At 46.7% G+C, this 20,260-nt stretch carries 13 protein-coding genes; 1 reads left to right on the forward strand and 12 read right to left on the reverse strand.

All coding sequences use genetic code 11. The annotated features are described in order from the left end of the window. Nucleotides 1–89: 89 nt before the first annotated feature. The 9 genes from KJS58_RS02495 to KJS58_RS02535 form a co-directional block, all read right to left on the reverse strand. On the reverse strand, nucleotides 90–449 hold the full coding sequence (locus KJS58_RS02495; protein ID WP_213530118.1) for a histidine triad nucleotide-binding protein: 360 nt from the start codon (nucleotides 447–449) through the stop codon (nucleotides 90–92). A 270-nt stretch (nucleotides 450–719) separates the two neighbouring features. Next, nucleotides 720–1,592 (reverse strand): IS3 family transposase, encoded by an 873-nt coding sequence (locus KJS58_RS02500; protein ID WP_306433048.1) that lies wholly within the window; start codon nucleotides 1,590–1,592, stop codon nucleotides 720–722. Further along, entirely contained in the window at nucleotides 1,526–1,870 is a 345-nt protein-coding gene (locus KJS58_RS02505) for a helix-turn-helix domain-containing protein (protein ID WP_249716845.1), read from the reverse strand. Before KJS58_RS02505 ends, KJS58_RS02500 begins: the two co-directional genes overlap by 67 nt. A 105-nt stretch (nucleotides 1,871–1,975) precedes the next feature. Further along, complete coding sequence (locus tag KJS58_RS02510; RefSeq protein WP_213530120.1) at nucleotides 1,976–2,380, reverse strand: hypothetical protein; 405 nt, start codon at nucleotides 2,378–2,380, stop codon at nucleotides 1,976–1,978. Between the two features lie 154 nt (nucleotides 2,381–2,534). Next, on the reverse strand, nucleotides 2,535–5,966 hold the full coding sequence (locus KJS58_RS02515) for an AAA family ATPase (RefSeq protein WP_213530122.1): 3,432 nt from the start codon (nucleotides 5,964–5,966) through the stop codon (nucleotides 2,535–2,537). Next, nucleotides 5,963–7,147: an exonuclease SbcCD subunit D gene (locus KJS58_RS02520; RefSeq protein ID WP_213530125.1), complete on the reverse strand. Its 1,185-nt coding sequence runs from the start codon at nucleotides 7,145–7,147 to the stop codon at nucleotides 5,963–5,965. Before KJS58_RS02520 ends, KJS58_RS02515 begins: the two co-directional genes overlap by 4 nt. Nucleotides 7,148–7,177: 30 nt before the next feature. Continuing rightward, a complete protein-coding gene (gene addA / locus KJS58_RS02525) occupies nucleotides 7,178–11,293 on the reverse strand; it encodes a helicase-exonuclease AddAB subunit AddA (protein WP_213530127.1) in 4,116 nt (1,371 codons plus the stop codon). Then, nucleotides 11,290–14,802 (reverse strand): helicase-exonuclease AddAB subunit AddB, encoded by a 3,513-nt coding sequence (gene addB, locus KJS58_RS02530; protein WP_213530129.1) that lies wholly within the window; start codon nucleotides 14,800–14,802, stop codon nucleotides 11,290–11,292. Before addB ends, addA begins: the two co-directional genes overlap by 4 nt. Before the next feature lie 291 nt (nucleotides 14,803–15,093). Then, on the reverse strand, nucleotides 15,094–16,458 hold the full coding sequence (locus KJS58_RS02535) for a class I SAM-dependent rRNA methyltransferase (RefSeq protein ID WP_213530131.1): 1,365 nt from the start codon (nucleotides 16,456–16,458) through the stop codon (nucleotides 15,094–15,096). 130 nt (nucleotides 16,459–16,588) lie between these two features. Here KJS58_RS02535 and KJS58_RS02540 point away from each other — a divergent pair, with 130 nt between their 5' ends. Beyond that, entirely contained in the window at nucleotides 16,589–17,554 is a 966-nt protein-coding gene (locus KJS58_RS02540) for a Na/Pi cotransporter family protein (RefSeq protein ID WP_213530133.1), read from the forward strand. A gap of 55 nt (nucleotides 17,555–17,609) precedes the next feature. On the opposite strand, the gene KJS58_RS02545 is transcribed toward KJS58_RS02540, so the two are convergent. The 3 genes from KJS58_RS02545 to KJS58_RS02555 form a co-directional block, all read right to left on the reverse strand. Next, a complete protein-coding gene (locus tag KJS58_RS02545) occupies nucleotides 17,610–18,047 on the reverse strand; it encodes an NUDIX hydrolase (RefSeq protein WP_213530282.1) in 438 nt (145 codons plus the stop codon). 94 nt (nucleotides 18,048–18,141) lie between these two features. Continuing rightward, nucleotides 18,142–19,485, reverse strand: coding sequence for a tRNA (N(6)-L-threonylcarbamoyladenosine(37)-C(2))-methylthiotransferase MtaB (mtaB, locus tag KJS58_RS02550; protein WP_213530135.1), 1,344 nt, complete (start codon nucleotides 19,483–19,485; stop codon nucleotides 18,142–18,144). A gap of 2 nt (nucleotides 19,486–19,487) precedes the next feature. Beyond that, on the reverse strand, nucleotides 19,488–20,258 hold the full coding sequence (locus KJS58_RS02555; protein WP_213530137.1) for a 16S rRNA (uracil(1498)-N(3))-methyltransferase: 771 nt from the start codon (nucleotides 20,256–20,258) through the stop codon (nucleotides 19,488–19,490). Nucleotides 20,259–20,260 lie beyond the last annotated feature (2 nt).

Consider the following 20,260-nt stretch of genomic DNA (forward strand, 5'->3'; position numbering starts at 1 on the left):
ACTTAATTATAGGTGAAAATTCGTTAGCGTGTCAACCTATATACCAATATCGTTTAAAAACAAGGTTTTTATGCGCTTTATCTACGAAATTAACTGTGAGAATTGGAAATTCCAGTGAGTGCACCAAGGCGCGCTCCGCCTAGCACATGGTAATGAAGATGATGGACGGTTTGTTCTCCATCTTTTCCGCAATTATTAATTAAACGGTACCCAGATTCTGCGATTCCAAGCTGTTTAGCAGCTTCCTGTGCAGCCTTATGGATCTCAGCAACCAGACCAAAGTCTTCTCCCGCAACTTCATTCATGGAAGCAATATGCTTCTTCGGAATAACCAAAACATGCACCGGAGCAGCCGGCTGTATATCGTGAAATACAACCACATGTTCATTCTCGAGCACCTTATTAGAAGGAATGCTACCCTCTACAATTTTGCAAAATAAACAATCCATTTTCATTCCTCCTTTTTTAATACACCAAAGTATGTGAATCAATTTCATAACTTATTAAAATGATGAATTTGTAACTATATATAGACAAACAAAACCATTTTGATCTATATATACCCCTGATTAAAGCAACTAAAGGAATTATGAAATTGATTCTTGTACAATAATTTTATCATAACGGATTATAAAACCATTCGCCAGTTGAAGAGGAACATAAAAACGCCCCTTCTCAAAATGGTCAAGACCCCATTTTGTAGACATTGAAAAAAGACCCTAGGCGGTAAACTGGCGTCGGTACTCTACCGGCGTCAGTTTTTTTAGTTTCCGTTGTGGCCGCCTTCGGTTATAAAAACGGATGTATTTCTCCATTCGCCTTTGTGCCTCTGCAAGATTTCGTATATCATAAGGGTAGAGTCCTTCCGTTTTGAGATGCGAGAAGAAACTCTCCATAGAGGCGTTGTCTAGGCAATTGCCTCGGCGAGACATGCTGATTTGGGCGCCAACCTTTGGCAGCATGTCGTGGTAAGCATGAGACGTGTACTGGAACCCTTGGTCGCTGTGAACGACTAGTCCGGTCACGTCTTTTTGCTTGGAAAAGGCTTTTGCGAACGTTTGAAGTACCAGCTCATTGTCATTACGCTCACTAAGTTGGTAGGCTACAATCTCGTTATTAAATAGATCTTTTACTGCCGAGAGATACAACCAGCGCTCGCCTACTCGGTATTGGGTCACATCCGTCACCCATTTCTGGTTTGGTTTTTCAGCCGTGAAATTACGCTTAAGCAGATTATCAGCAACACGCTCGGCTGCCTGGTATGTCGCGTTAAATCGACGTTTCCGGCGAATACTGGCTTGAAGACCCATGTTTTGCATCAGGCGTAGTACCTTCTTGTGGTTCATCCATACACCTTCATCCTGCCACAAGAATAGCTGGATCTGTCGGTAGCCATATTTCCCTTCATAGCGTTTGTACACCGTACGGATGAGTTGTTTAGCCTCGGCATCTCGGTCGTTCTTCTTCCGCTTTACATATGCATAGTAGCCGCTTCTAGAGACGCCAAGAAGTTGGCAATGTTCTGCTATTTGGCCGGTGGTCGCCGTTTGTTCGATGAGCCTGAAGCTTTGCTCTTTCCCTCCTGCATCCAGATTTTCAAATACTTTTTTAGCGTGGCATTCTCCCGTTTCAGCTGCTGGACATATCGCTCCTGATCTAAATACTCTTTTCGTCTTCCTCGTTGATCCAACAGACCAAACTCACCTTGTTCACGGTATTTACGCATCCAACGTTTCATTCGGCCCTGATCTTGAATTCCTAAATGATCGTTGATTTGCCGATACGTCCATTTTTCCTCTACGTGCAAACGGATTGCCTCCATCTTGAGTTCCTCAGAATATGTCTTAAACTTTTGACCTTTTATTGCCATAAAAAATACACCCCCTAGAATTTCATCGGTTAACCCAGGGGTTTTTCCAATGTCTATTCTAAGGGGTGCACTTCAAAAAGAAAGAGGCGTTTTTTACGAATTTACTTATAATAAAGGCAATAGAGTCAATGCGGTTATACCAACAAGCGGAAGTAATAAACGTCTGAATCTTCGTCTGCCTGGATAATATCCACCGCCATGATACGGATTACCTCCGTATCCGCCGTATCCGCCATATCCACCATATCCACCAAATGGCATAAAAGCACGTGTGTCTCCGCATGGCGGCGGAGGACACCCACAAGATACGCCTTGATGGGCATACATCGAAGTTTGCATTGGAGCATACATCTCATTCATATACTCACTTCCTACGGGTATGGCGAGACTAAGATATTCTTCATCCATATTCTCGATGATTCCATCATGCAAGGAACCATCTTCCATCCATACACATACATAACGATGCATATGATCTTGACACATTTTTTTCACTTCTGTTTTTTCCATCTTCTTGTTCCTCCTCGGCATCTGGGCTGATACCCTATGTTATTCACTTCAAGAATAAGTGACACAGAGTTAAGAAGTTTTTTTCTTCCCGCCTTTGAAGGAATGTCGAATTGGAAGTTCCTGATCGGAAAATAAAGATAACCTAATTCCTAATCTATAATTGTTCCATCATTACTTTTGAACCTCCGCCTGCATCTTCAGCCGGTACGACCACCAGTTTTCTAGCAAGTCGTGCTCTAAGTTCAGGTACATGACTAATTACACCGACGGCAAGCTGATCATTATGCAGTTTTTCAAGTGAAGTGATCACCGTATCCAGCAGTTCTGGGTCAAGGGTTCCGAACCCTTCATCAAGGAAAAAGAACTGAAGCGGATATTGACCGCGCAGCTGAATTTGCGCTGACAATGCAAGTGCAAGTGACAAGGAAGTCAGGAATGTCTCACCGCCGGACAAGGTAGATACCGGTCTTTTCACACCACCGTTTGCATCATCCACAATGACAAAACCGCCGCCGGAATCCACCTCCAGTGCATAACGCTGTTTCGTTAGGTAACGAAGACGAGAAGATGCGGTTCTGCTGACCTGCATCAATTGTTCTTCCGCAATATATTCGACAAACGTGTTACCTCGGAATACGGATTGCAACTTGGATAACTGTTCAGCATATAAAGCGAGTTCACTGCGTTTTTCATCAAGTTCCATCCAGCGTTCATGACGGCGCGATATGTCTTCCAAATCTCGCTCCGCTCTTGCTTTTATCCGCATCGCCTCTTCGTCTTGCGCCCTCAGTGTCCGCAGCTTGTGACTTGTATGCTCCCACTCTTCCTCTGTAATGATTACTCCCTGAAGCTTCTCATCCAAATCCCTTAGGCGAAGTTCCACTTCTTTTTGTTTGTTGCGATATTCCGTTACCCTATATTCTGCTTTGGCAACAGCCTCCGGTTCCATGTACGCACTTCGCACATCCTCATCAGAATCAAAAGGAGACTTCAACCGCTCCGCTTCATAACGTGAAGTGATCGTAGTAAGCTGATCTTTCGCAGATTCAAGCGATTGTTTAGCTAAACCGACTTGCTGTAAAGCATTCTGCTTCTTCTCTTCCGCCTCTTTCATCGCCAGTTTTGCTGCTTTTGTCTCTTCCCGTATGTGATTTAGTGACGAAGCTGCTGCTTTTAGCAAGTCTTCTGCCCGTTTTTCTCCTACCCAGGAACGAAGTCGGTTCCCTTTCTCTTGCAGCAGTTCCTGTTTGCCAGCGTGTTCTGTATCCAGCTGGGTACGGCGCTTATCAATGAGCGACAACTGTTGCTGCATGTCTGCGATCACACTTGCTTTTTCTTCTAGGAAAATAACGCTCTTCTGGAGCCTTTCCTTCAAATTTTCGGCAAGTGTATCGCGCTCTTGGAGCGACTCGTACTTTACTGTCGCCTCCTCCGGTGTCAGGCCGGGCAGCTCCTCGGCCCAGCTTGCGCGCAGCGCCGCCACCTCAGCCTGGTGCGCATGAACGCGCGCCTTGGCTTCCGCGTGCTGTTTAGCGCACGCGTCACCGTTTGCGGCAGCCAGCATTTGGCGCTGCCGCACTTCCGCTGCACGCGCGGTAAGCTGTGCAGCTTCCTCGCGCAGCGGGGCTATGGAGGCGGCGAGGTGCCCAGCCGCCTCTTCGAGGGACCGGGTGGCTTCCGCGTAAGCGCGCACCCGGTCCGGAGCAGGCACGCCAGGCGCAGCGGCAAAGCCTGTGGTCTTCGCAGGCGCGGCTTCCGCCTGCGAAAGTGCCGCTGCCTGCGGCTCGGCACTTTGGCCTTGCTGCGCAAGCTCAGCGCGCAGCTCATGCAGCTGCTGGCGGAAGCCAAGCCGCAGCTCAGCAAGCTCGGCGCGCAGTTTGCTGAGCTGTGCAAGGTCTTCCTCACTTGCCGTACTTGGCAAGTGAGCATGCCCCTGCGGATTCGGGTGATGCACCGAACCGCATACCGGACATGACTTCCCGTCGCTAAGTTCTGCAGCAAGCCGTGCAGATAATCGCTGCAGTTCTTCTTCCTTCAGCAGAACACGAAGGCGTTCCTCTTCCTGGTTTATGGAAGTAACCGCATCTTGTGCATGGATGTCCATCCGAACAAGCTCTGCTTCTGCCGCCTTCAGTTTATTTCCTAACTGCTGCTGTGCAGCAAGCAGTTCGGAAGCTTCCTTCTCAGCTGAGTGACGCTGCTGATTTGCTTGCTCAGACTCTGCCTGTGTTTTTTGTTCTGTCAGCTGAACTTCTTTCAGCTTGTCCAGTGCAGTATCCAGCCGATGTTTCCGCTGAACGGCATCCAGCAGCACACGTCTTTCCCCAGACTTTACTTCACAGCCAGACAGCTGCTCCTGCAGGTCTTTCCGTCGATTGGTCGCCCTCACCTGAAGATCTTGTTCTTTGAGCAAAAGCTCATGTGTAATCTGATACTGTTTTGCTTCTGCCTCACACTCTTTAGCAAGCTTTTGCACATCACTTACAAGCCGATCCGTCTCTTTCTCCAGTTCTCGCGCTTGTTCCAGTTGTTCAAGACGCACAAGCAGCTTAGGTTCTTCTTCTGCTAGAATCTGTTCCTTTTCTTGTTCAAGCAGAGCACACTCACGAGATATCTTCTCTCTCTGTGCGAGCTGTACTTCAGCAGATTCAGCAGCTAAACGTCTTCTTGTCAGTTCATCTTTTGCTCTATTCTGTTCCTCAAGCATAGGAATCAAAGAACTTGCAAGAGCAGATCGTTCCATCTGCTGTTCTAATTGGCTGATTTCGTCCTGCTGTTGTAACATCTTTTCCAGCTGCCCGCTAAACTTGGTCCGCTCCACAATCAGCTCTCTCGTCTTCGTCATTCCTTCAGCTAGAGCCGTCACCTGCTCAAGTAGTGCACGTATCTGCTTCGCTTCCTTCTCGGCTTGCTTAAGCTGAAGCTCCGCTTCTTTTAAAGCTTCTTTACTTGCCAGACCCAGTCCTTGCTGTTCTGCTTCCAGAGCTTTTAGGGTACTATCATTCTCTTTTACTTTGCGGCTGAGCTTAATTGCCAGCTGATCGCCGTATTTCTCTAGATGAAATAGACGCTGCAACATCTGTCTGCGTTCTGTTCCTTTTAGAGATAGAAACTCAGCAAACTTCCCTTGCGGCAAGACGACTGCCCTTGTGAAATCATCCATTTTCAGGCCAATCATATCCTCAACCGCACGATTTACCTCGGCAAGTTTATCAGCAAGTACTTGCTCTCCTTCTTCCGTTACTGCAATAAAACGGCTCACCGAGTTACTGATAGAAACATCTCCGGTCCGCTTAAAGCGGCGTTCAACGCGATAAGTCTGTACTCCTTGTTCGGACTGGAGTTCAAAGGTGAAAGATACAAACAATGTATCCTCCGCCTGATTCATAATTCCCTGCGTACCATTCACAGCTCTTTCCACTTTACCGTACATCGCAAGCGTAATCGCATCTAGAATGGTTGATTTTCCACTGCCGGTTGGTCCGAAAATTCCAAACAGACCCGTTTCCGTCAGCGTCCTGAAATCAATTTCCTGTACTTCCCGATAACTTTGAAGTCCAGATAGTTTAATTTTGACCGGTCTCATTCAGAGTCACTCCCTTCCCCTGTACGGCCGTCATCTTCATTAACTAACTCCAAAAACAACTTTACCAGCTGGTCGTCCGGGACCGCCCCGCCTGTCTGCCGCTGGTAGAATCTTCGAAAAACTTCATGCACCGGAAGTTCAGACCTTACTTCATTCATCTCGGAAGTAATTGTTTCTGGATAAACCGGCCGAATATGAATAATTCCTTCCCTGCTTTTACGAAGTTTCTGAATCTCAGCAATTGACATCGCTTCTTCCAGGGATATCTCCAGATCAATGTAAGCTGTCTTGTCCCGTTCTTCCTCAAGCCAGCGGTATACTTCGGCAAGACCCCCGTGGGCTTTCCAGCGTACTAAAGGTTTGCCGCTGCTTAGATACACTTCATTAGCGATAGCCGGCTGTCCAGGTGCTACATCAACCATCACTACTGATTTCGTCTGACCTGCTTCTGAAAAGCTATAGGATAAAGGGGATCCGCTGTAACGAATCATCCCCTCTCCTTTCACATGCTGGGGTCTGTGAAGATGTCCTAGCGCCGTATATTGTGCTCCAATAGACAAGGCAGAAGGATCCACTGTATAAGCGCCGCCGACTTGAATTGGTCTTTCTGAGTCACTCTCAAGTCCCCCAAGCACATAAATATGACCCATAGACAGGTTTACTGTGTCCTTCTCAAAACTGTTCCCTAAATGCCTCATGAGCTGCCCCACTCGTTCACTATAGGCAAGCCGCATTCCCTGCTCTTCTCCATCCTCCGTAAACAATTCATTAAGCCTGGATTCGGAGGGATAAGGAAGGGCTGCAATTTTAGCGATTTCTCCGGTTCTTTGGGCATGAATCGTAATAATATCGGAAGTGGGTAATCCGACCAGTGTAATTCCGCGTCCATTTACGAGCGGGGATACCGAAGCCACCCGTTCAGGCTGATCATGGTTTCCTGCAATAACGACTAGTGGTCTGCCTCCAGAGGTCAGTCTAGCAACAGCGTCATAGAAGAGCTGCTCAGCAGCAGCTGGAGGATTCACTGAATCATATACATCGCCTGCCATAAGAATCGCATCTGCTTTTTCCTCATTCGCAAGTCGAACCAGCTCGTCCACAAACTGCTCCTGCTCTTTTAACCGACTGCGCCCTTCCAGTGTCTTTCCGAAATGCCAATCTCCAGTGTGCAATATTCGCATTTGTTAATTACTCCTTTTGCCCTCATTTTCCTAGAGCTTTACTGCCGTATCTGCATCAAAAAAATAAAGCCATTTCTCATCTATCTCATAACCTAAAATGTCTCGTAAAGCTCTTGCATAAAGATCAAGCTGAAACTCATAGCCTTTTGCAAGGGTGTCGATACCTCCCCGATGGTCAAGTACTCTATCGGTCTTGTAATCTAGCAAAATTCGTTTGCCGCCTACTTCAAATAGACAGTCTACAATCCCTTGAATGAGTACTGTCTCTCCGCCGAGGATACTCGAGTCCATCCGATTCTCTTCTCCCGTAGACGAATGATGATGAAAATCAAGCAACGTCTCATCTGCAGGAAGCCCGTAGCTAAACGGCATTTCTCTTCTCACCCAGCCTGTCTTCTCTGCTTCTATCAAAGCCTTACCCGGTTCACTTTCGAAAAAACGTACAATCTGAACCGGATCAATCGCTTCTGCCTGATAAGGAAGCAAGATATGACGCTCTACCAAACTAGCAATGACCGCCTGAGCTGTGCTGACCGTTAATCCTGGTTCAGCGGGTACATGCTGCATTAAGGTATGATATACCGTTCCGCGCTCCGCCCCCGTTAACCTAGATTCTTCCATAAACTTCGGTCTGCGTAAATGTAAAGTAAACTCTTCATTTACCGCCAGTTTTCCCTGCTCGTCATGAAGAACCTTTTCTTCTATTAAACCTAGCGGCGGATGCTCCTGCATCACAAGGAGCGACTTCATCTCAGTCACCGATGTACTTGCTGCTGTATGTGCACTAGCCGTATATGGATAAGTCCAGCTAAGCACCTCATCAATTTTCATTTTATGACTTTCGGACTCTTCGGAAACGGGCGTCTCAACAGGTGATAGATTCATTAGCGCACGCGTGACCTGCTGCCGATCTTCATTTATTTCATCCGCCGCTTCGTTCATCGAAGCATCCAGGGAAGAAGATACAGATTCTGCAGACAATACGGAAATACGCCATCTCGAATCATCCTGTACAAACAAATCTGGCTGCCCTAAATCTCTGCCCATTTCCTCATCTTCGAGTCCTGCAAGCGCACGCAGATGCCATGCATCTGGATGCCTGAACACAGCGGGACCGATCCAATCCATATAACTGCGTCCTGAAGCCAGCAGTGTTTCTGGAAGCAGAAGCGCCTGATGATTCTTAATCTGAGACCAGTTCATCGCTTTTTGAACAGCATCTTTTACCGTGCCAATAAGAATCATTTTTTCCTTAGGACGTGTCAATGCAACGTAGAGCACACGCATTTCTTCAGCTAATAACTCTGCATGAGCTCGTCTGCGGATGGCAAGACTTGCGAGCGTAGGATAGCTGACTCTATTCTCTTCATCCACAAACCTCGGACCAAATCCAAGCTCTTTATGCATCATAAATGGTGCATTCAAATCTTGTTGATTAAACATTTTGGACATGCCCGCGACAAAGACGATGGGGAATTCCAGTCCCTTACTCCGGTGAATAGTCATAATGCGGACCGATCCTTCTGTATCCGCTGCTATACCCACCGCGCCCAGGTCTCCTCCGTTGTCCTTGAGTCTCGAAATAAAAGTAAGAAAACGGAACAATCCACGATTCGCTGTGGAATTCTCATATTGTTTTGCACGATCATAGAGAGCTTTCAAATTACGGCTGCGCTGCACTCCGCCCGGCAGACCGCTGACCCAATCCAAGTAACCGGTATCCCGGTAGATACGCCAGATTAATTCGCTCAAGCTGCCGCTTCTCGCCTCCTGTCTCCACTCTTCTAGAAAATCAGAAAATGCAGTTAATTTGCGAAGCAGATTTGTTTTGAACTGTAATGAATCGGACTTACTCTCTTCTATATGAACATCGTTCCTTGGATCGCCTAGGGTTTCTACCACTTCAAGTGCTGCGCTCGCTTCCTTCATCCCGAGTTCAAGAGCCATCTGTGCCTCTAATTGCTCTATATCATCAGCTTTATTACTGGTTATATGCCCGCTGCTGTTAAACTCACCTGTTTCTTTCTCCAGATTTGCTATGGTGTTCTGCATGGCGTCATAAAAAGAAAGCCGTTTACCTACAAGCCGAATGACAGCGAGTTCCTCTTCATCTAGACCTACAATCGGAGAACGAAGTACAGACGCGAGCGGTATATCCTGCTGAGGATTATCCACGACTTGCAGTAAGGAAAGCATAATTTCAATTTCAGTGGCCTGGAAAAAACCTTTGTTTTGGTCACCGATTACGGGAATACCTTCACGCTTCAGTTGTTCCATAATAAGCGGAGTCCACAGCTGAGCAGAGCGCAGCAGAATGACGATATCGCCATATCTTGCAGGTCTCATCTCTTTCGTGTTTTTATCATAGACAGGAAGCGGATTTCCGGTATTGCCAACCATCTCATGAATACGGGCAGCAATGACCCTTGCCTCGAGCTCTGCTGTCTCCATCTCAAGCTGTTCTATAACTTCACTCGCAGCCCCATCTTCCCCCGCATTCTCCGGCTGTTCCGGTGCTTCCGAACCGGCCCTATCAATCATGATAAGTTCGGGTGTGTATCGCCCATCTTCTGGTACATCAGGAAAAGAGGCTCCAAATGATAAAGCGGCTGCATCATCATATTCAATTTCAGCCACGCCTACATTCATGATCTGTCTGAACAGCATATTTACGGCACTTACAACTTCAAGCCGGCTGCGGAAATTCCGTGCTAGATCAATCCGGAGACCATCACCTTCGCCCTCCGTATCATAACGGCGATACTTATCCAGGAAGAGTCCTGGCTCGGCTAGACGGAAACGATAAATACTCTGTTTGACATCCCCCACCATGAACCGGTTTCCGGGTTCTTTGCGGGAGATCAAGCTAACGATATCTTCCTGAACTGTATTTGTATCTTGATATTCATCAAGTAACACTTCATCAAATTGCTGCTGATACTCTAGTGCTGCATCTGATGGAATCGTCTGTTCTGGCGTAGAGTCAGCACCTCGTAAGATTTGGAGCGCATAATGCTCTAAATCACTGAAATCGACAACACCTCTCGCTTTCTTCTCCTCCGTAAATACACGAGCAAATTGATTTACGACAGAAGCCAGCTCCTCCATTAGAGGTGCCGCTTTATTCATTTCATCAAAGAACTGTTCCGGCGTACGACCAAATAATGCCGTTTTCAGTTCCATAACTGTCTTTTTGGCGGCTTCTCTCCGCTCTTTTGCTCTCTCCTGGAGCCCAGGATCAGCCTGTCCCTTACGGACTGCCTTCAGCTTGCCGAACTCAGATTGATGAAAAACATCGTATAGTTCATCCCAAGCACCATTTTTCACCCTGGAAAGCAGTTCGTGCACCATTTCAAGATCACTATTGAACGTCTCCGCATAAGCTGCAGGACCCTCCGGTTCTTTGGCGATACGCAGTGCCTGCTCAAGCAAAAGGACCGCGCCGCCCAGAGCAAGTTCCGCGTCACGCATAATGCTTCTCACCCAAGTGGACTGACCCAGCTCCTCCACTGAATTCACACGGAAAGAAGCTGCCATTTCTTCAAGCCAATAGGATGGCCATGAATGACTCCGCGAGAAATCGTACAACTTCTGCACCAGCCGATACATTGCATCGTCACTGCGCTCACCGCTGAACCAATCCACGAGCCTGCGGAAGGTACTTCCTTCGCCTTCTTCACTGTATTTTTGTTCAAACAGATCCATCAGTAGTTCTTGACGCATGAGCTCTGCTTCATATTCATTCAGAATACGAAACCCTGGATCCAGCGGAATCTGCTGATAATATCTGCGAATAATCTCCATACAGAATGAATGAAGGGTTGTGATTGAAGCTCGGCCGAGCAGACTCAGCTGACGGCGCAAATGTTCGTTCTCGGGCTGCTTCTCAAGTGCTGTTTCCAGTGCATCCCGGATCCGCTCGCGCATCTCGGAAGCTGCTGCCTTGGTAAACGTAGCTACAAGCAGACGATCTACACTAAATCCCGCATCCTCATCTGATATCTTACGAATGATACGCTCGACAAGCACTGCCGTTTTCCCTGAGCCGGCAGCTGCAGCCACCAGCATGTCCTCTCCGGAAGAAGAAATAGCTTTCCACTGATCATCACTCCAAAAACTTCCTTCCGGTTTAGGTATACTCCTCATTCTTCTTCTCCCCCTTCATGCTGAAATAGATCCCATGCCTGCTGTTTAGCGGGCTTTCGAATGAGATGATATTCGTTCCCAGGCAGCCCCTCGTCAAACTGACACACGGATTTGAATGGACAAAATGTACATGCTGTTTCCTGCTGCATTCGGAAAGGTTCAATCCCAACCTCACCTTCGGTAATTCTTGATCCGATTTCTTGAATTGTATTTCGTACAGAGCCTAGCAGCATGCCCCACTGCTCTTCGGTTGCTACGGAAGCACTGCTATAGAAACCTCCATCTGCCTTAACGGCCACAGGTAAAATAGAGGAGTATCCTTTATCCAGCGTGTTGTCCATCTTCGCCACCACATCGCGGTCGGCAAGCAGCAAACCTTTCATTTTGAATCGTTTCAAAAGCTCTTGTTCTGCCTGCTCTTGTGCCATCGCATTGGCTGAAGTCAAAAGAGGGTTATGCACATGGAAATAAAGTACTCCTGCAGGATGAGCTTCCGTTCCGATCCACTCTTCGGCATAGGTTAACAGCACATCAAGATACGTAAGCATCTGGAGCGATAATCCATAGAATACTTCATGTAGTTTTAGATCCGTTTGACTGGATTTATAATCAATCACTCGAAGTAGAATATCTCCGTGTTCTCCTTCTGCTACGTCCACACGGTCAATCCGCCCCACAATCTCCATGACAACCCCATTTGCCAATTCAAATGTAAGCGGCGGCAGCGATTTATCTGGTCCAAAATCGAGTTCGAGTGCCAGCGGCTCAAAGTTTCCGCGTTTTGACTGCTCCCCTAAAATAATCGAAGCACGGCTGACAATGTTTTTCAGCTTTCGAAAAATGTATCCATACCGAGCTGAACTCAGTAAAATCTCGCCTTGCAGCTGAGGGGCAAGTACATCTACTGTTGCTTCTGCCTCCTGTACACATTCCTCTTTGGTCAGTGCGCCCCAATTCCGATTTTGCTCTTTAAGCCGGCTTGCCATCTTGCTCAGCGCCGCATGGAACAACTGTCCGATATCCGGTGCTTTCAGGCGATAGACCTGACGCTCTTTCAGCTTTAGTCCATGTGAAGCAAAGTGAGAAAATGGACACATCGCAAAACGTTCCATACGAGAAACGCTGGTCTTCAGCTTGTTACCATATAGCTTCCTGCTTGTGGCTTTGGTTAGAGACCTTGTCCGGTTCTCATAAAAAACAGATCCAAGCATTCGTTCGAGTCGTATCTGCTTGTCCGGCTGATGTAGATACCAATTATATACATCCCACCAAACAGCCGGGATCGCCTGTCCCCTGCGCCATTCTCGAAGCTGGCTGATCAGATGAGCCATTGTCTTATCTGGATGTGTTATATATTGCTCATGTTCTTCCCATGGATCACTTGATGCCGGTTCGTCCAGCAATGTCTTCTCTTTAAGCTCTGGAAACATGCGTTTCAAATAGCGTATCATTTCAGAAGGATGAAGCGCCTTACCGTCCTCATCACTTTGAGGATAACTTATCCATAATTTATGACTTGGCTGAGTAAAAGCACTGTAAATTAGAAAACGTTCATCCTGCATTTTCCGGTTTACATCGGGGCCAAGCTGCATTCCATACTCGGTGAGGGCTGCTCGTTCGGTTTCCGTAAGGACTCCATCCTCTGTTTGTATTTGCGGAAGCACACCATCGATTGCTCCAAGGATGAAAATATGACTCACATTCCCTGTACGGGACCTGTCCATTGAACCAACGAGAACTTGATCTAAAGCAGGCGGAACTAAACCGAGTTTTAACTCTGACAAGCCTGTTTCCAAAATGCCTGCAAAAAGTTCTGCATCCATTTTTTCTTCGCCCATCATTTCTACGACTTGATCCAAAAGTTCAAGCACTGCTCCCCACATCCCGCGGTGTTCTCGTGCTTTTTCCGGCTTACCTGTCTTGAGCGCCTCATGACTTCGTGCATCAAGCTTATTTGCAATTTCTGCATCCTCCAGAAGCAAAAATAAAGCCGAACAGAACTCTTTTGCTGTTTTTGCTTTTTTGACTCTTTTCTCAAAAGCAAACAGCGGAGAAGTAATCACCTCTCGGCACCTCTCAAGCATCTGAACCGTTTCACGGCTTGCCTCTTCACGCTGGGCCTCTGCCCCTTCTTCTTCTTCCAAAGATAAACTCGGGGCTGCTCTCCACGGTTTCCCATCCGTCCATCGATATCCTGAGATCCCGCTCGCAAGCACATAATTCTCGAGTATGTCCATATGATAACGACTGACCGAGCCATCCAAAGGAAGAAGTAGATCGGTCTTGACCGCGCGGAATACATCCTCATACCGCCAGCGATGCCGCACAATGTCCATTGCTGATCTCAGGAATTCGGCTAATGGATGATGAAGTTCATCTCTGCGCTTATCGAGAAAATAAGGTATATCGTAATCTTGGAAGAGAGGGGATATTATATTTTCATACGCTTCTATATTTCTAACCAGGACCGCGATATCCCGGTAACGGACGTTCTCTTCACGTACAAGTCGCCCTATCTCTCTTAGCATGCCTTCCACTTCAACTCGGCTGTTCGCAGCACTGCGAATCTCAATTCCGCCGTCATCCTTGCCTGCTGGCATCACTCTTCGCTTCTCAAATCCAGACTCCAGATGAGCCAGTGCAGAAGAAGTAAAACGCGGCGATTTCTCCGGTGCAAGTACCGTCGTATGAGTGGACTCACCAATCTCAGATGCTATCCCATTCAGCTTGATATAAGCCGAAGCCGACTGATAGAACAAATTTAACTCTTGTGGTTGTTCCCCTTCCCCGTAAGGACGGTCCAGTGTTAAGGCAATGGTTACGGATCTAGCATGAATAATAAGCTGCCGAATCACCGCAAGTTCCTGCGGAGTAAAACTGCGAAACCCATCAATCCATATATCTGCCTCTTTCACATAATCCGACTCAGGAAGCTGACCAGCAAGTTTCACGAGTGTATCCTCTTCGTCCATATGAAAACGAGAGACTTCTGCTTCAAAATCACGATAGATGGCAGCAATATCATGCATTTTATGACGTAAAATCGTTCCTGCTCCCGGAAGCTGTTCTGCATTTTCAAGCTCTTCTTTGATGGCCCGTTCCGGTTCTCCGTAGCGTTTCAGTTCGGCAAACAGATTGTTTAAATGCCCTACAAACCCCATCTGACCACCTGATGCGGAGAAAATTTTCAGTTCATCTTTGCGCCGTTGTACAATTTTGTACAGCAGCATTTTTTTACCTTCCGAACCAACGGGAATCAGCGCAGAACCGCTCGTTTCCTGCATAATCCGGTAACTAAGTCTTCGGAAATCGAGTACCTGAGCCCGAACTGAACCTTTAATCTCCCCAGAGCGAATCAGCGCTGTCTCCGTCTGAAAGGAGGCTTGTTCTGGAACAATCAAAATGATGGGTTTCCCTCCAGGATTCTGACGAAGTTCTTCCGTGATCTCCTTGATGATCGAACTGCTTTTTCCAGTGCCTGCACGGCCTATAAGCATATGAAGAGGCAATGGTCACCCCTCGCTTTCTCTCATTTTTTATGTGTAAAATAACTATTGTTCATCTATGAACTAGCTATAAAATATCTATGAAAACATCTATGAAAACAGGAGAATATCTCTCGATATGCTCTCTTAACATTCTGTCCTTCAGTATACCATACCTCTGCGAATAGGAACATGCGTTTGGTAATAGAAGCCAATGAAGCAGGCTCCATGCAAAAAAGCACCTGCTGCTCTTAGAAATGAAGAGTAGACAGATGCTTTTTTCTAATCTAACCGCTTGCGGCTGATTCTTATTTATTATTTTGAACGCACTTCAAAAATGGCGAATTTCAGATAATGCCCTTCTTCTACACCTAAAATTTGTGGATGATCTTTACCTGCTGCGCGCCATTCGAGCAGACGCAAAATTTTACCCGCATCTGCAGCTGCATCTTGAATGGTTTCAAGAAACAGATCAGGACGCATATGATAAGAACAACTTGCGGTGACAAGATATCCGCCTTCGTTAACAAGCTTCATCCCATGCAGGTTAATATCCTTGTATCCACGAACAGCTCCTTTTACTGCGCCTCGTGTTTTCGCAAAAGCTGGAGGATCGAGAATAACAACATCAAAAGTTCGTCCGCCTCCTGCGGTCATTGCTTTGGAAGTGTCGACTTTTTTATCACCTTTCGCACGTTCCGCACGTTCTTCAAGCCCTTTTACTTGATTTCTCAAATACTGGAACGCATCGTCCACAACGAATTCAACACGGTCTTCAAAGCCATTCAGCTTCACATTCTCACGTGCACTCTCAATGGCATGTTCCGATATATCAAGACAAGTCACTTGTTTGGCACCATATTTACAAGCATTCAGCGTAAAGCTGCCTGTATGGGAGAAACATTCGAGAACCGTAGCTCCGTCCCAATAAGGGAAGGTGACTTCTTTTCCACTTTTATTAACAGGTACGCGTGTCATTTCTCCGTCTTTTTCTACTTCTTGCAAGGTAATTCCACTTCGATGACCCCAGCCCTTCATCAGCGGCTGAATGGCAGCTCTATTTTCGCGTTGATCAAAGAAATAACCTGTCTTCTGTCCTTGCTCGATATCGACTTTGATAAGCAGTCCATTCTCAGTTACAGTTACATGCCGCGGACATTCCCCGTAGAGCAGCCCTTTGACTTGCTCCAATCCTTCCAGCTCTCTAACACCTACATCGCTGCGCTCGTAAATCCCTTTTGGCTTCACTACTTCCACCAAAGCTTCTACGATTACGTCACGGCACTGATCCATAGCGAGCGTCAGCAGCTGTACAACAAGCACATCTCCAAATCGATCAACGGTCAAGCCGGGCACAAAATCAGCTTCGCCATAAATCAAGCGATATGCGTCGCCGCCCGTTACAAAACGTTCCCGGTGCTGTAGTGCCTGCTCAAATCTACTTACAAAGAAGGCTTTGTCCATCGCTGTAATGGGTTCATAAGACACTACCCTCACTGTAATTTGTGAAGCCGGATTATAATAACCGGTAGCAAGATAACGGCCTTGATGATTCTTCACTTCTACCAGTTCGCCTGGCTGAGGCTGGCCTTCTACCGACTCTATCTCATTTTTAAATATCCAGGGATGTCCCTGTTCAATACGTTTCTTACGGCTTTTCGTAAGGACTACAGATGCCAAAATACGTACAACTCCTTTTATCAATCAAAACTAGATCTCATGGGAGGTCCCCCTGCTTGTCATGGTCGTCCCTTTTTGCACATAAGATGGAAGAAGAGACAAGTCGTGCGAGAGAAGGTGCATACCCCCTATGATTAGATCTGTTGTGTTTCCACTCATTTATGGTCTTATCCTGTTCTTCGCAGGGATGAAACTAATGGAAGCCTCCCTCCATAAGGCAGGCGGACGTTCTCTTGCCACTTCTTTGGAACGGGCTACTTCCACTCCCCTTAAGGGTATGTTGTTCAGTACAGGCATTACGGCTGTGCTTCAAAGCAGTACAGCTGTCACGGTGCTGACCATTGGTTTAGTTAACGCGAGACTCCTTAGTTACGCAAGAACACTCAGCATTATTCTCGGCAGTAATATTGGTACCTGTATTACCACAGAACTGCTAAGTCTCCAGATTGGAAAATACGCTTTACCGATGTTACTTTTCTTTTTGGGAGCATGGGCAATAACCGTCATGCTAGGAGAAACAAAGGCAGCTAGCCGCGTTTCTGCTTCGATATGGAACATCCAGTACGTGCTTCTTGCAGGGGCAGGTTTTTCTCTTGTTATGTTAGGTATATTCATCATGCAAAAAGCAGGCCCCGCCTTGGAACAAGGAGGGCTTTTCCCTTGGTTTATTCACCAAGCGAGTCACAGCGTCTGGTGGGGCGTGATCGCGGGGGCATGTCTTACCGCCATTGTTCACAGCAGTGCGGCAGTGATCGGCATGGCCATTGGACTTGCCAGCTCTGGTGTACTCCCCCCAGAAGTGGGAATCGCGATTGTACTCGGTTCCAATGTCGGAACCTGTGTTACCGCGGTCATGGCCGCAGCCGGTGGAAGCAGAGCCGGTCATTTTGTCGCTTGGTCTCACGTCTTACTAAACGTCTCAGGAGCGCTGCTGTTTATCCCAATGATTCACTGGCTTTATGAAGCAGCTGCTTATTTCACCAGTGATCCCGGTGCACAGATTGCCCATGCACAGACCATTTTTAATATCGTATGTTCCCTGCTCGCCCTACCGCTCTGTTATCTTAAAATATGGGATCGTTTAGAGCAAAGATAAACACACCTGGAATTATTTTTGCATCGAAATCACTACGCATACTAAAAAATACAGCCTACTTTACTTCAACACCAAGCTTTTGAAGTGCCTGTTTCAAAATTTTATCGTTGTTATCATAGCCATTTTGCTTTTGCTTTTCCCAAGCTTCCAGCGGTTTATACCATGCGACACCTTTAATTTCTTCAATCTGTGGCTGCAAATCTCCACTCAGTGCTTCTACGAGGTAATAGTGAACTTCTTTATCGACGGTTCCAAGTGAAGAATGTTCATACGTATATTTAATAACATCTACGGGTTCAATGATTTTGCCGATCATTCCTGTTTCTTCCTGAATTTCACGCAGTGCCGTTTCTTCAATCGTTTCCCCTGGCTCCATTTTACCTTTTGCAAGTGAGATTTTTGCATATCTGTCTACGATCAATTGGATTTCAAGGCCTTCTTCTGTATTTCGGTATACGACTCCACCCGCTGAAATTTCTTTAGCTGCCATAATGTCGATTCCCCTCTCTTTGGACAAACAAGGATTTCAGCAACCTAGGGATTGAGGTGGTTCCTCTTCCTAAGCAGTGAAATCCTTGCCATCTTTTTTATATTATAATCTTAGCTTGGTTTTCCAACACACGTACAAGTTGTCCTTCGCTTGCGTCCACACCAGCCTTCGTCATTTTGACACGGCACAGCTGACCTACTAATTCTTCGGAACCGTCAAACTCCATTTGGATGTAGTTATCACTATATCCATGCAGTCTGCCGCTGACTCTGCCTTCTTTTGCGTTTCCTTCCGGAATGACTTCCAGCACCTCGCCCACAAATTTCTGAGCATAAGCCAGCTTCATGGAGTCAGATAATTGCAAAAGTTCCTGAACGCGTGCATTCTTCACATCTTCATCTACTTGATCTTCCATGCGCGCTGCCGGAGTACCTGTACGTTTGGAATAAGGGAACACATGCATTTCTGAGAAATTGATGGCTTTCATGAGTTCGTAACCATTTCTGTACATCTCATCTGTTTCCCCCGGGAACCCAACGATTACATCCGTTGTAATCCCTACATCCGGCATTGCTTCACGGATACGCAGCATTTTGTTATAGAACTGTTCTGTCGTATACTTACGGCGCATCCGTTTCAGGACGTTATCATCCCCCGCTTGGAGCGGAATATGAAAATGACGGCACATTTTTGATGAGCGGTTTAGCACATCGAGCATACGATCGTCAATTTGGCTAGCCTCAATGGAACTGATCCGAATACGTTCTAGACCATCTACACGGTCTAAATCCCATAAGAGGCTCGACAAGTCATAATTGTCCAAATCATCGCCATAACCGCCTGTATGAATACCAGTTAATACAATCTCCTTGTATCCGGCTTCTACGAGCTGATGAGCCTGCGTAATAATACTCTGCGAATCACGGCTGCGAGATAACCCTCTTGCCCATGGAATAATGCAGAACGTACAGAAATTGTTGCATCCATCTTGAATTTTCAAGAATGCCCGCGTACGGTCTGCAAAATCAGGTACGTCCATTTCTTCAAACACACGTGTCTTCATAATATTCCGTACTGCATTAACCGGCTCACGAGTTTGCTTGATTTGGTTGACGTACGGGATGATTTTATCACGGTCCTGGTTACCTACAACAAGGTCTACTCCGGGAATATCCATAATCTCAGCTGGTGAAGTTTGTGCATAGCAACCTGTTACTGCAATAATAGCATTAGGATTACGGCGAACAGCGCGGCGAATAATCTGCCGACTCTTTTTGTCGCCTGTGTTCGTAACCGTACAAGTGTTAATCAGATAGACATCGGCTGTCTGAGAATCAAAATCTACTTGCTCGTATCCTGCATCTTTAAATTGTTGCCAAATGGCTTCAGTATCATAAAAGTTAACTTTACAACCCAAGGTGTAAAACGCCACGGATGGCATAATTACATTCCTCCCATTTCCTCAGTTTCATATAAGATACATGTTAAAGCCAGCATCCCGGCCGTTTCTGCTCGCAAAATTCGCTTACCTAGTCCAACTGACTTTGCTCCCGCTGCTTCCGCTGCTTCTGACTCCCCTGTAGTAAACCCACCTTCTGGACCCACGATCACAAGAACACGGGGATCTATACTTGGATCTGCTTTCAGTTTGTCAGCAAATGGCTTCACCACATCGCGCAGCTGCAATCCTTGTTCTTTTTCATAACAATAACATACGAGATCATAGTCTTCAAAAGAAGCCAAAAGTTCTTTCCATGACTTTGATTCCGTGATTTCTGGAACTTTGTTACGATGGCTTTGCTCGGCTGCTTCCTTGGCAATCTTCCGCCAGCGCTCCAGACGTTTGCCTTCTTTCTTGGCATCATACTGCACGATGGTTCGCTCCGAGACGAAAGGAACAAACACGGCAGCTCCAATTTCAGTGCATTTCTGGATAACAAGTTCCATCTTGTCCCCTTTAGGCAAGCTTTGGGCGATGGTTACCGAAACTTTAGGTTCATGGTCCATAGGCAGCCACTCTATGATAGACACCGTTACTTGTGAAGCTTCGATCTCCGAAATTTCAGCCAGCGCTTCCCGGGAAACTCCGTCGCTTACGATCAGCTTATCCCCTGGCTTGCCGCGCATCACCTTCGTAATATGTCTTACATCGTCGCCAGTAATGGTTGCTTTATGTTCTTCTAGCTGACTTGGTTCAATAAAATAACGCTGCATGG

The sequence above is a fragment of the Paenibacillus sp. J45TS6 genome (assembly GCF_018403285.1).
In the GTDB taxonomy this organism is placed as follows: domain Bacteria; phylum Bacillota; class Bacilli; order Paenibacillales; family Paenibacillaceae; genus Paenibacillus.

What these genes read in the sequence shown, in the direction of transcription:
- KJS58_RS02495 (WP_213530118.1), bottom strand. Translation starts at nt 449, where the DNA reads ATGGATTGTTTATTTTGCAAAATTGTAGAGGGTAGCATTCCTTCTAAT.
- KJS58_RS02505 (WP_249716845.1), bottom strand. Translation starts at nt 1,870, where the DNA reads ATGGCAATAAAAGGTCAAAAGTTTAAGACATATTCTGAGGAACTCAAG.
- KJS58_RS02510 (WP_213530120.1), bottom strand. Translation starts at nt 2,380, where the DNA reads ATGGAAAAAACAGAAGTGAAAAAAATGTGTCAAGATCATATGCATCGT.
- KJS58_RS02515 (WP_213530122.1), bottom strand. Translation starts at nt 5,966, where the DNA reads ATGAGACCGGTCAAAATTAAACTATCTGGACTTCAAAGTTATCGGGAA.
- KJS58_RS02520 (WP_213530125.1), bottom strand. Translation starts at nt 7,147, where the DNA reads ATGCGAATATTGCACACTGGAGATTGGCATTTCGGAAAGACACTGGAA.
- addA (WP_213530127.1), bottom strand. Translation starts at nt 11,293, where the DNA reads ATGAGGAGTATACCTAAACCGGAAGGAAGTTTTTGGAGTGATGATCAG.
- KJS58_RS02540 (WP_213530133.1), top strand. Translation starts at nt 16,589, where the DNA reads ATGATTAGATCTGTTGTGTTTCCACTCATTTATGGTCTTATCCTGTTC.
- mtaB (WP_213530135.1), bottom strand. Translation starts at nt 19,485, where the DNA reads ATGCCATCCGTGGCGTTTTACACCTTGGGTTGTAAAGTTAACTTTTAT.
- KJS58_RS02555 (WP_213530137.1), bottom strand. Translation starts at nt 20,258, where the DNA reads ATGCAGCGTTATTTTATTGAACCAAGTCAGCTAGAAGAACATAAAGCA.